This is a genomic window from Streptomyces sp. NRRL S-1022, assembly GCF_000720135.1.
GTDB lineage: Bacteria > Actinomycetota > Actinomycetes > Streptomycetales > Streptomycetaceae > Streptomyces.
Genome location: NZ_JOIU01000029.1, coordinates 41249 through 53229 on the forward strand (window position 1 = coordinate 41249; position 11981 = coordinate 53229).

The 11981-nt window shown below is 74.4% G+C and carries 11 protein-coding genes; 6 read left to right on the top strand and 5 right to left on the bottom strand.

Going from position 1 to position 11981, the window contains the following annotated elements; translation table 11 throughout:
* Positions 1-20: 20 nt before the first annotated feature.
* The 3 genes from IG05_RS0133915 to IG05_RS0133925 form a co-directional block, all read right to left on the bottom strand.
* Positions 21-1286 (bottom strand): NAD(P)/FAD-dependent oxidoreductase, encoded by a 1266-nt coding sequence (locus IG05_RS0133915; protein ID WP_030347904.1) that lies wholly within the window; start codon positions 1284-1286, stop codon positions 21-23.
* 103 nt (positions 1287-1389) lie between these two features.
* Positions 1390-2664 (bottom strand): deoxyguanosinetriphosphate triphosphohydrolase, encoded by a 1275-nt coding sequence (locus tag IG05_RS0133920; protein WP_030347905.1) that lies wholly within the window; start codon positions 2662-2664, stop codon positions 1390-1392.
* Between the two features lie 28 nt (positions 2665-2692).
* Entirely contained in the window at positions 2693-3481 is a 789-nt protein-coding gene (locus IG05_RS0133925; RefSeq protein WP_030347906.1) for a sirohydrochlorin chelatase, read from the bottom strand.
* Between the two features lie 153 nt (positions 3482-3634).
* Between IG05_RS0133925 and IG05_RS0133930 the strand changes: the two genes are divergently transcribed.
* The 3 genes from IG05_RS0133930 to IG05_RS0133940 all read left to right on the top strand — a co-directional run bounded on the left by IG05_RS0133930 (position 3635) and on the right by IG05_RS0133940 (position 7636).
* Entirely contained in the window at positions 3635-4312 is a 678-nt protein-coding gene (locus IG05_RS0133930; RefSeq protein ID WP_030347907.1) for a SanA/YdcF family protein, read from the top strand.
* A gap of 142 nt (positions 4313-4454) precedes the next feature.
* Positions 4455-6716 (top strand): molybdopterin oxidoreductase family protein, encoded by a 2262-nt coding sequence (locus tag IG05_RS0133935; RefSeq protein ID WP_030347908.1) that lies wholly within the window; start codon positions 4455-4457, stop codon positions 6714-6716.
* A gap of 56 nt (positions 6717-6772) precedes the next feature.
* A complete protein-coding gene (locus tag IG05_RS0133940) occupies positions 6773-7636 on the top strand; it encodes an arylamine N-acetyltransferase family protein (protein WP_051790542.1) in 864 nt (287 codons plus the stop codon).
* A gap of 1 nt (position 7637) precedes the next feature.
* Here the strand turns inward: IG05_RS0133940 and IG05_RS0133945 are convergent, their stop codons facing one another.
* Positions 7638-8078 carry a gamma-glutamylcyclotransferase family protein gene (locus tag IG05_RS0133945; protein ID WP_037815185.1) on the bottom strand — a complete coding sequence of 147 codons (441 nt, stop codon included), beginning with the start codon at positions 8076-8078 and terminating at the stop codon, positions 7638-7640.
* A gap of 138 nt (positions 8079-8216) precedes the next feature.
* On the opposite strand from IG05_RS0133945, the gene IG05_RS0133950 reads away from it, so the two are divergent.
* From IG05_RS0133950 to IG05_RS0133965, 3 genes are all read left to right on the top strand, one after another.
* Positions 8217-9866, top strand: coding sequence for a M4 family metallopeptidase (locus IG05_RS0133950; RefSeq protein ID WP_030347911.1), 1650 nt, complete (start codon positions 8217-8219; stop codon positions 9864-9866).
* Positions 9867-10131: 265 nt separating this feature from the next.
* A complete protein-coding gene (locus IG05_RS0133955; RefSeq protein WP_030347912.1) occupies positions 10132-10641 on the top strand; it encodes a hypothetical protein in 510 nt (169 codons plus the stop codon).
* 349 nt (positions 10642-10990) lie between these two features.
* Positions 10991-11587, top strand: a complete 597-nt coding sequence (locus tag IG05_RS0133965) for a class F sortase (RefSeq protein WP_030347913.1) — start codon at positions 10991-10993, stop codon at positions 11585-11587.
* Between the two features lie 24 nt (positions 11588-11611).
* Here IG05_RS0133965 and IG05_RS0133970 read toward each other — a convergent pair whose 3' ends face one another.
* Positions 11612-11959 (bottom strand): winged helix-turn-helix transcriptional regulator, encoded by a 348-nt coding sequence (locus tag IG05_RS0133970; RefSeq protein WP_030347914.1) that lies wholly within the window; start codon positions 11957-11959, stop codon positions 11612-11614.
* Between the last annotated feature and the right edge of the window lie 22 nt (positions 11960-11981).

The following is an 11981-nucleotide window of genomic DNA, read 5'->3' on the forward strand; positions in this document are numbered from 1 at the left end:
AGTCCCGGTGCCCGCGGAGGTCAAGAGGTGAGGCTGCCGAGGGGGACGTGCGGGTCGGAGAGCGCCTCGACGTTCACCCGGGCCCGGGAACGGATCAGATTCTGGATGTGCTCTGTGACATCCCACACGTTCACGTTCATCCCGGCCAGCACGCGTCCTTCCCGCACCCAGAACGCGATGAACTCCCGCTTCCCCGCGTCGCCGCGGATCACCACCTCGTCGTACGACCCCGGGGGCGCCCATCCGCTGTACTCCATGCCCAGGTCGTACTGGTCGGTGAAGAAGTACGGCACGCGGTCGTAGACGACCTCCTGGCCGAGCATCGCGCGCGCCGCCGCCGGGCCGCCGTTCAGGGCGTTCGCCCAGTGCTCCACCCGCAGCCGGGTGTCGAAGAGGCCCAGCGGGAAGGACGCCACGTCGCCGGCCGCGTGGATGTCGGGGTCGGAGGTGCGCAGCCGTTCGTCGACGACGATGCCGCCGCCGTGCGCCCGGTCGGCGGTCTCCAGCCCCGCCGCCTCGGCGAGGGCGATCCGCGGGGCGGCGCCGATCGCCGCGAGGACGTCGTGCGCCGGGTGCTCCTCGCCGTCGTCCGTGCGGGCCGCGAGGACCATGCCGTCCTGGCCGACGATCTCGGTGAGCCGCACCCCGAAGCGGAAGCGGACGCCGTGCTCGCGGTGCAGTTCGGCGAAGACGTTGCCCAGCTCGGGGCCGAGGACGCCGTACAGCGGGGTCGGCGCCGGTTCGATCACCGTGACCTCGGCGCCGTACTCGCGGGCCGCCGCCGCGACCTCCAGGCCGATCCAGCCGGCGCCCGCGATCACCAGGTGCCCGTTGTCCCGGCCGAGGTGGTGCAGGACGCCCTTGAGGCGCTCGGCGTGCGCGAGGCGGCGCAGGTGGTGGACGCCCGCCAGGTCGGTGCCGGGGATGTCCAGGCGGCGCGGCTCGGCGCCGGTGACCAGCAGCAGCTTGTCGTAGCGGACGAGCGTGCCGTCGTCGCCGAAGCGGACCGTCTTCGCCGCGCGGTCGATGCGGTCCACGGTCTGGCCGAGGTGCAGCTCGACGTCGTTGCGCGCGTACCAGGCCGGCTCGTGCACGAAGACGCTGTCGCGCTCCTCCTTGCCGAGCAGATAGCCCTTGGACAGCGGCGGGCGCTCGTAGGGGTGGTCGCGTTCGTCGCAGATCAGTATCACCCGGCCGCTGAAGCCCTCCGCCCGGAGCGTCTCGGCCGCCTTCGCACCGGCGAGACCGCCTCCGACGATGACGAATGTCTGATCCGCGTCGACCACTTGATGCCTCCTCTAAGGGTGCCGCCACATGCGAGCGTCCCGCACGCAGCGTGATGCGGGAAGAGGGTGTGACCCGATCAGGCCACGGAGGGTCATGTTCCTCTCACATATGCCCCGTAAGTCTCGCGTGCAGCGTGAGCGCGGAGGCGTCGGTGAGGGAGGCGATCTGGTCCACGATCACCCGCTTGCGCGCCCGGTCGTCACCGGCCGCGTCGAACAGCGCCCGGAACTGGGGGTCGAGGCCGTCGGGCGCGCGGGCGGTCAGCGCCTCGGCCAGCTCGGCGACGATCACCCGCTGGTCGGCGCGCAGCCGCTCCTGCTCGTCCCGCTGCATCACGTAGCGGTCCGCGACCGCCTTGAGCACCGCGCACTCCATGCGGGTCTCACGGGGTACGACGAGTCCGGCGGCGTAGCGCGTGAGCCGGCCGGTCCCCCACACCGTGCGCGTGGCGGCCTCGGCGGCCAGGCAGAAGCGTCCGATGAGCTGGCTGGTGGCGTCCTTCAGCCGGGCCTGGGCGGCCGCGCTGCCGTCGTAGCCGTGCGGCCACCACTCCTCCTCCTGGAGGCGGTCCAGCGCGGCGGCGAGTTCGGCCGGGTCGGTGTCCGCGGGGACGTACCGGCCGACGGCGACCTGGAACACCGCCTGCCGTTCCGGCTCGGCGTGCAGGCAGTCGGGGTCGATGTGCCCGGCGTGCAGGCCGTCCTCGACGTCGTGCACCGAGTAGGCGACGTCGTCGGACCAGTCCATGACCTGTGCCTCGAAGCAGGTGCGGGTGCCGGGGGCGTGGGCGCGGACCCAGTCGAACACCGGGCGGTCGTCCTCGTACACGCCGAACTTCCGCGAGTCCGGGTCGGCGGGGTGCGCGCCGCGCGGCCACGGGTACTTGGTGGCGGCGTCGAGGGTGGCGCGGGTGAGGTTCAGGCCGACTGAGCCGTCGTCGGTGAACCGTTTGGGCTCGATGCGGGTGAGGAGCCTGAGGGACTGGGCGTTGCCCTCGAAGCCGCCGCAGTCGTCGGCGAACTCGTTCAGCGCGGTCTCGCCGTTGTGGCCGAAGGGGGGATGACCGAGGTCGTGGGCGAGGCAGGCCGCCTCGACCAGGTCCGGGTCACAGCCGAGGGCGGCGCCCAGCTCACGGCCGACCTGGGCGCATTCCAGGGAGTGGGTGAGGCGGGTGCGGGGGCTGGGGTCCCAGGCCTGGGGGTGCGTCCCCGGGGTGACCACCTGCGTCTTGCCCGCGAGGCGGCGCAGGGCGCCCGAGTGCAGGATGCGGGCGCGGTCGCGCTGGAAGGCGGTACGGCCGGGGCGTTTGTCGGGTTCGGGGACCCAGCGGTCGAGTGACGCCGGGTCGTATGCCGTGGCGAGTGCGGTGCCTTCCATGGGTCGACACTAAGGCACCCCGCATCCCTCAGGCGGCTTCGGCCGCCGTCGCCCCCAGGCTCTGGTCGTAGCGGTGCAGAACCAGGCGGGCCATCGTGTCGTGGGCCCCCAGGGGGGCCGAGGCGATCCACGGCGCCTCCGCGGCGCACCGGGTCGCGAAGCGGCCGGGAGCCGTGAAACAGGAAGCAACTGCCACGGTGTGGCGTCCCCGCGCCGCCAGGACGCGCAGCGCCGTCGCCACCGTCGGCGTCGCCGCCGAGGCGTACGCGGGGAGCACCGGGACGCCCAGCCGGGCGGACAGCAGGCGGGCCGTGCGACGGGTGTCGGCGGCCGAGTCGGGGTCGCGGGAACCGGCCGCGGCGAGGACGACCGCCGTCGAGCGGCGGGCGGTGTCGTCCGTCCCGGACGGCCAGCCGGCCTCGGCCAGGCGGGCGTGCAGGGCCTCGGCGAGCAGGGGGTGCGGGCCCAGCGGGGCGGCCAGGCGGGTGCGCGCGCGTGCGGCGCCGGCCATCTCCGGGATGTCCTGCTTGACGTGGTAGCCGCGGCTGAGGAGCAGCGGGACGAGGACGGCGGGGGTGTCACCGAGCGCGGCGAGGGTGTCCGGGAGCAGGGGTTCGTTCAGCTCGATGTGCCCCAGGTGCACGGGGAGGCCGGGACGCAGCCCGCGGACCCGGGCCATGAGGGCCCGCACGGTGGTGAGCGCCCGCGGGTCGCGGCTGCCGTGGGCGACCAGCACGAGGGCGGGCGGGGCCGGGCGGCGGCGGCCGGGCGGGGAGAGGGGCCGGCCACTGGTGCGGGGTGGGGTGGACGCCGTCATGGAAGGATCCTGACCGGAAGACGTTGCGGGCCCGTTGCGCGGCCGTCACGGGTATTTTCCGTGGGTTCACCGCGTACGGATGCACGGTGTGAGGCGAACCGGACCGCCCTCGTTCGGCGTCCTCCATGACCGGAGGCGATCAGGAGGGACCGTATGAGGATCCGTCGACCGCGGTGGCCGCGCACGCGGGCCGGGCAGCGGCGGCTGGTACAGGCCGTGATGGCCGGGTGTGTGCTGGCGCTGCTGCCGGTGACCTGGCTGTACGTGTCCACGGCGGACCGGCTGCGGACGACGGCGGACGTCCCGCGCGCCGATGTCGCGGTGGTGTTCGGGGCCGGGCTGTGGCAGGGCGAGCCGTCGCCGTACCTCGCGCACCGGCTGGACGCGGCGGCGAAGCTGTACCGGGCGGGGCGGATCAAGGTGGTCCTGGTCACCGGGGACAACAGCCGCGAGGACTACGACGAGCCGGACGCCATGCGCGCGTACCTCACCCGGCACGGGGTGCCGGACGCGCGGATCGTCAGCGACTACGCCGGGTTCGACACCTGGGACTCCTGCGTCCGGGCCAGGAAGATCTTCGGTGTGGACCGGGCGGTGCTGATCAGCCAGGACTTCCACATCCGGCGGGCGGTGGCGCTGTGCGAGGCGGCGGGGGTGGACTCGTACGGCGTCGGGGTGGCCGCGAAACGCGACGTGACCTGGTACTACGGCGGGACGCGCGAGGTGTTCGCGGCGGGCAAGGCGGCACTGGACGCGGTGTTCCGGCCGGACCCGCGGTTCCTGGGGCCGAAGGAGCCGGGGGTGGCACGGGCGCTGGCCGCCGGACGGTGACGGCGTGCGGAGACGGCGTGCGCCGGCGGTGTGCGCCGACCGTGGCCTCACGGCGGGCGGGGCGGCGCGGGGAGGTCGCCGTGCCGGGGGCGTAACCGGATGCGGCACGGGGCCGTAACACACCGGACGCACGCTGGGCGGTATGGAGAACACCTCGACGCCCACCCACTGCCCGTACTGCGCCTTGCAGTGCGGGATGAACATCACGCCCCTGCCCCAGGGGGGCGTCGAGGTCACCGAGCGCCCGGACTTCCCCGTCAACCGGGGCGCGCTGTGCGGCAAGGGCCGTACGGCGGCACAGGTGCTGTCCCCGGCGGTACGGCTGACCGCGCCGCTGGTGCGGGAGGGCGGCCGGCTGGTGGAGGCGGGCTGGCCCGAGGCGCTGGACCGGATCGCCGAGCGGCTCTCGGCGACCCGGGAGCGGTACGGCGCGGACGCGGTCGGGGTGTTCGGCGGGGGCGGGCTGACCAACGAGAAGGCGTACACGCTCGGCAAGTTCGCGCGGGTGGTGCTGGGCACCTCGCAGATCGACTACAACGGCCGGTTCTGCATGTCGTCGGCCGCGGCGGCCGGCACGAAGGCGTTCGGTCTGGACCGGGGGCTGCCGTTCCCGCTGGAGGACGTCCCGAAGACCGGGTGCGTGATCCTCGTCGGGTCCAACCCGGCCGAGACCATGCCCCCGTCGCTGCGCTTCTTCACGGAACTGCGGGAGAACGGCGGCACGCTGATCGTCGTCGACCCGCGCCGGACCAGGACCGCCGAGCAGGCCGACCTGCACCTCGCGCCCCGGCCCGGCACCGATCTCGCGCTCGCCCTCGGCCTGCTGCACCTGGTGGTGGCCGAGGGGCGGACGGACGAGGAGTACATCCGGGAACGGACCACCGGCTGGGCGGAGGCCCGGGCCGCGGCGATGGCGCACTGGCCGGAGCACGTGGAGCGGATCACCGGGGTGCCGGTGCCGCACCTGCGCGAGGCGGTACGGATGTTCTGCGAGCCGGAGGCGGCGATGGTGCTCACCGCGCGCGGGCCGGAGCAGCAGTCGCAGGGCACGGACACGGTGGGCGCCTGGATCAACCTGTGCCTGGCCACCGGCCGGGCGGGCCGCCCGCTGTCCGGGTACGGCTGCCTGACCGGGCAGGGCAACGGGCAGGGCGGACGCGAACACGGCCAGAAGGCCGACCAGTTGCCCGGGTACCGCAAGCTGGACGACCCGGCGGCGCGGGCGCACGTGGCCGGTGTGTGGGGGGTGGACCCGGACAGCCTGCCCGGGCCCGGGCGCAGCGCGTACGAACTCCTCGACGCCCTCGGTACGGACATCCGGGCGCTGCTGCTGATGGGCTCCAACCCGGTGGTGTCGGCCCCGCGCGCCGCCCACGTCGAGGAGCGCCTGCGCTCGCTGGACTTCCTCGCGGTGGCCGACGTCGTGCTGTCCGAGACGGCGGAGCTGGCGGACGTGGTGCTGCCGGTCACCCAGTGGGCGGAGGAGACGGGCACGACGACCAGCCTGGAGGGCCGCGTGCTGCTGCGCCGCCGGGCGGTCGCTCCGCCGCCCGGTGTCCACAGCGACCTCCACGTCCTGCACGAGCTGGCCGACCGCCTCGGCGTGGAGAAGGGTTTCCCGACCGACCCCGAGGAAGTCTTCGAGGAACTCCGCCGCGCCAGCGCGGGCGGACCCGCCGACTACTCCGGCATCACCTACCGCCGCCTGACCGAGGAGAACGGCGTCTTCTGGCCCTGTCCGCAGGAGGCGGCGGGGACGGGGGGCGGCGCCGGGGGCGCGGCCCCGGCGGGGGCCGGGGCCGGGGGCTCCGCCGTCGGTGACGGCGAGGACGCGACGCCGGCCGCGCTGCCCGACGGCCCGGCGGCTGACACCGGCGCGCTGGACGGCCGTTCGCCGGTGGATGCCGGGCGCGCCCCCGTCGTGCCGCCCGTTCATCCCGGTACTCCCCGGCTCTTCCTCGACGCGTTCGCCACGGCCGACGGGCGGGCCCGGTTCGTGCCGGTGGTGTACCGGGGGACGGCGGAGGAGCCGGACGGTGAGTACCCGTTGCTGCTGACCACCGGGCGGGTGGTGGCGCAGTACCAGTCGGGGGCGCAGACCCGGCGGGTGGCGGAGCTGAACGCGGCGGCGCCCGGGCCGTTCGTGGAGCTGCATCCGCGGCTCGCGGCCCGGCTGGGCGCGGCGGAGGGCGACCGCGTGGCCGTCGTGTCCCGGCGCGGCCGGGCCGTGGCGCCGGCGCGGATCACCAGCGCCATCCGGCCGGACACCGTCTTCATGCCGTTCCACTGGCCGGGCGAGGGCCGCGCGAACACGCTCACCAACCCGGCCCTGGACCCGACGTCCCGGATGCCGGAGTTCAAGTCGTGCGCGGTGCGGGTGGAGGTCCTGGGGCCAGGGAGGTAGCGCGGTCCGGTCCGCCGGATGCCGCACGGCCGGCGGGACTCGCATAGGTTCGGTACATGGCCGACATCGAGCAGACCGCACGGAACGGACAGGACGGACGGAGCGAGCCGTACGACCTGGACGCCTACCTCGACCGCATCGGCTGGAAGGGCGGGCGGCGGGCCGACCTGGCCACCCTGCGCGGCGTGCACCTGGCGCACGCGCTGTCGCTGCCGTTCGAGAACCTGGACCCGGTGCGGGGCGCGGCCCCCTCCCTGGCGCCCGCCGACCTGATGGCCAAGCTGGTCCACGGCCGGCGCGGCGGCTACTGCTACGAGCACAACACCCTCCTGCGGCTGGCGCTGGAGGCGCTCGGCTTCCGGGTGACCCCGCTGGCCGGCCGGGTGGTGGTGGGCGCCGAGACCCCCGAGAGCCGGCCCCGGACACACGCGATGCTCCGGGTCGAGGTGGCGGGCGAACCGCAGCCGTGGCTGGCGGACGTCGGCTTCGGCGCGGTCGGCGCGCTGCTGCTGCCGGTGCCGCTGGTGACCGGCACCGAGTTCGAGGGCGCCGGGCGCCGGCACCGGCTGGTGCGGCTGCCGCACGAAGGGCCGCTGGAGCTGTGGGAGTTGCAGGCGCACGCGGCGCGCGGCGGCTGGTCCGGTCAGTACGCGTTCACGCAGGAGCCGTTCGCCCCGGCCGACTTCGAGGTGTTCAACTGGTTCGTCGGCACCCACCCGCGCTCCCCCTTCACCCGCCGCCCCTACCTCCAGCGGACCACCGCGGACCGCCATCTCGCCCTGGACGGCGCCCGGTTCACCGAGACCCTCGCCGACGGCACGGTGACCGAGCGGACGCTGACGGACGAGTCGGAGGCGCGGCGCCTGGTCGCGCAGGAGTTCGGCATCGAGGTGCCCGGGGGGCTGGCCCTGCTGGGCTGAGTCAGCGGCGGGAGAGCCAGTCGCCGTCCGCGATCCGGGTGCCGGTGGCCCGCAGCCGGGCGGCGACAGGCGGGGCGGCGAGGTACACCCAGGCCCGGACGGTGCCGCCGGCGGGGCGTACGACGTCCCGGGCCGCGCGGACGTAGAGGTTGCGGGGGTCGCCCGGCACGTACTCCTCCAGCCGGTCCAGCGCGGCGAGCAGTTCCCCGTACGCCTCCGGCCGGGCGGTCACCAGTTCCCCGCGCACGGCTGCGCCGGGTTCCTCGACGGCGTAGGGGTAGCCCGGGCCGTCGTACAGCACGGCGCCGGTGAGGTGCCCCGGTTCCTCGGCGAGGGTGCGGCCGCGCAGCAGGAGGTCGTGGTTGGCCTCGCCGGGGCGGAGGGTGCCGTAGACGAAGAAGGGCAGGGGGCGGAAGTCCTCGCGGGGGTCCTCGGCGGTCACGGAAACGATTCTGTACCCCCGCCGGCTCCCCACACATCTCCATGAAGAGGCTATGGACATGACATGTCATGGCCACTTAAATCTCGGGGACACGAGCGCCACCCCCACGCCTAGCCTGGCGCCTCCCCGAGGAGACAGATGAGCCGGATACGGCAGCACGTCCGAGGAACCCGTCGCACGGCCACCGCCGGTGTCGCCTTCGCCACCGCGACCCTGCTGGCCGTCAGCCTCTCCCCCGCCGCCCACGCCGACGGCAGACCGACCCGGGCCACCGCGATCGAGAACGCGGCGTCGGCCCTGCTGGCCCACGCCTCGTCCCTGGGCCTCACCTCCGCCCAGGACACCAGTGTCCGGGACGTGATCGTGGACAAGGACGGCACCCAGCACGTCCGCTACGACCGCACCTACCGGCACCTGCCGGTGCTGGGCGGCGACTTCGTCGTCCACCTGGCCCCGGACGGCGCCTACCGCAGCGCCGACCGCGCCACCCGGCAGGCCGTCTCCGTGCCCTCCGTCACCCCGGAGGTCTCCGGCCCGCAGGCCGCCGGCCTCGCCGTGAACGCCCTGCGCGCGGCCAACCTCGGGGAGAAGCTGAAGCAGGTCAAGGCCAAACCGGAGCTGGTGGTCGACGCCCTGCACGGCAGCCCCCGGCTCGCCTGGCGGACCAACGCCGCCGGCCTGGACTCGCTCGGCAACCCCGTCGCCCGCACCGTGCTGACCGACGCCCGCACCGGCGCGCAGATCGACGCCTGGGACAGCATCGAGACGGCCACCGGCGACGGCGCGTCCCTGTACAGCGGGACGGTCCCGCTGGAGTCGACCCAGTCCGGGTCGTCGTACCAGCTGAAGGACCCGACCCGCGGCAACACCTACACCGGTGACGCCGAGGGCAAGACCGACCTGTGCTTCTTCGGCATCTGCTTCAGCCGGGCCCCGGCGACCCTGTTCACCGACGCCGACAACCACTGGGGCACGGGCACCACGGCGGACCGCGCCTCGGCCGCCGTCGACGCCCAGTACGGCACCGACGAGACCTGGGACTACTACAAGAACATCCACGGCCGCAACGGCATCGCCGGCGACGGCAAGGGCTCGTACAACCGCGTCCACTACGGCAGCAACTACAACAACGCCTTCTGGGACGACAGTTGCTTCTGCATGACCTACGGCGACGGTGACGGGACCACCTTCGGTCCGCTGGTCGCCCTCGACGTCGCCGGGCACGAGATGACGCACGGCGTCACGTCCAAGACCGCCGCGCTGACCTACTCCGGCGAGTCCGGCGGCCTGAACGAGGCCACCTCCGACATCCTCGGCACGATGGTGGAGTGGTACGCGAACAACTCCTCCGACACCGGTGACTACCTCATCGGCGAGAAGATCGTGAAGCCCGGCTTCGGCAAGGCGGCCCTGCGCTTCATGGACAAGCCGTCCAAGGACGGCAGTTCCGCCGACTACTGGAGCTCCTCGGTCGGCAACCTCGACGTCCACTACTCCTCCGGCGTCGCCAACCACTTCGCCTACCTGCTCGCCGAGGGCAGCGGGGCGAAGACCATCAACGGCGTCGGCTACGACTCGCCGACGTACAACGGCTCGGCGGTCACCGGCATCGGCCGGGACAAGGCCGGCAGAATCTGGTACCGGGCGCTGACGGTCTACATGACCTCGTCGACGAACTACAAGGGCGCCCGTACGGCCACGCTGAACGCCGCCAAGGACCTCTACGGCGCGAGCAGCGCGGAGTACAACGCGGTGGCCGCCGCCTGGAGCGCGGTCAACGTCACCTGACGCGAGCGGCACCACGGCCGGCCGCCGCCCCGCGCACGGGGTGCGGCCGGCGGGTGGAGGCCAATCGTGTGCTCTTCGCACCCGGCCCCTCACACGGCCCTGACCTGCCGGAACACTTCCCGGCTGGGCCGTGTGGGGGGCCGTTCGCGCCACCCGTTCACCGCATCGCCGGCCCGCCTCGGCAAGCGGATCTCCCCGACTGCGACTTACCTCGGAAGGGCAGGGGCGCACCCCTGGACGAGTCGGACGAGCTCTGGGGAGCACCATGCGACGCACTGCCCGTGTGCTGGCCGGTACCGCGCTCGCCGTGGCCGCCGCGGCACCGGCCCACGCCGTGGGGACCGGCCGTCTGGATGTGTACCCGTCCACCGTGGCGCCCGGTGGCCAGGTCTCGGTGAACACGGCCGCGTGCGGGGACGCGGGCGCCGCGACCGGGGACGCGGGCGCGGTCGGTGCCGGCACGTTCATGCTGGCGCCCAGCGCGCACGACGGCGAGGCGATCGGCCAGTTCCGGGTGCCGCCGAGCGCGCAGCCGGGGACGTACGAGATCGTCGCCCGGTGTGCCGTGGGCGACCGGCAGGTGACGGGCGATCTGGTGGTGGCGTTGAGCGCGGCGCACGAGCAGGTGCAGCCGCGGGGAAGCGTGAAGACGGGGGTCGGCGGCGGACTGGGCCCCGACCCCGTACAGACCGCGGCGGGTGTGGCGGCACTGGCCGTCGCCGCCGCGGGCGGTACCTGGCTCCTGCATCGCCGGGCGAGAGGCGACGGGATCTGACGGACACCCTCCGCTGTCCGTCCGCGGTACCGCACATCCCGCCCCCTCCGGGTCCGACGCCCCTCGCGGCCCGGAGGGGGAGGGTGCTTCGGGGGGCCGCCCCCCGGGAGAGGGGTTTGCCATGCGCAGGAACGCCGGGAGCGGCGTGAGCGGCCGGTACGGCGGCGCGGGGTGCGGCGGTGGTGCCGCGTGCGGCTCCTGCGCAGAGTGCGCCACCGGCGCCGGGTCCGGCAGCGGCGCCGGGTCCGGCAGCGGCGGCAGCGGCAGCGGCAGCGGCAGCGGGAGCAGGGGCCGCCGGCGGGGCCGCGGCGGCGGGCGGGGCAGGGCCGCCCGGCTCGGCGACACCGCCATAGCCGCCGTCACCGTCGTGGCCCTCGGCTCCGGGGTGTGGCTGCTGGGCGGCGGCACCCGCCCCGGCACGCCCCCACAGCCGTCAGTCGCCGAGGGCCGCCCGGACCCGGCCGGTGAACATGCCGGCGCCCCCGCGCTCGCCCCCTCCCCGCCGCTGCGCATCCGCATCCCCGCGATCCGGGTGAACGCCCCGCTGACGGGCCTGGCCCTCACCCGCTCCGGCAGCCTGGACGCGCCGCCCGCCAAGGAGAAGAACCTCGCCGGCTGGTACGAGGCCGGCACCACCCCCGGCGAGACGGGCACCGCGATCGTCGCCGGGCACGTCGACAACACCGAGGGCCCCGCCGTCTTCTACGACCTGGGCGCGCTGAAGCGGGGCGCCCGCATCGAGGTCGACCGCCGGGACGGCTCGGTGGCCGTGTTCACCGTGGACGCGGTGGAGGTGTACTCGGCGCACGACTTCCCCGACGACAAGGTGTACGGCGCGGCCCCCCGCCCCGAACTGCGCGTCATCACCTGCGGCGGGGGCTACTCCCGGACCACCGGCTACCAGGGCAACGTGGTGGTGTTCGCCCATCTGACGGGCAGCCGCTGAAGGCCCGGTGCGGCCCCGGCAGGCTCAGCGCGGCTCCGGTATCCGGCTCAGGACGTGCCGCATCCCCCAGCCGGCGAGCGGCTCCAGCGCCTCGTTCAGCTGCCGGCCGCTCTGGGTCAGCGTGTACTCGACGCGGGGCGGCACCTCGTCGTACTCCTCGCGGTGCACGACACCGTCGGCCTCCAGCTCGCGCAGCTGCGCGGCGAGCACCTTCTCCGTGACACCGGGCAGCCGCCGGCGCAGTTCACCGAAGCGGCATGTGCCGCATTCGCCCAGCACCCACAGGATCGACACCTTCCACTTGCCGTCGATGATGTCCATCGCCGCGTCGGTCCCGCACATGCGGGCCCCCGGCCGCCGTCCCACCGGCATGGTCCTCCCCCTTCCGACCTGC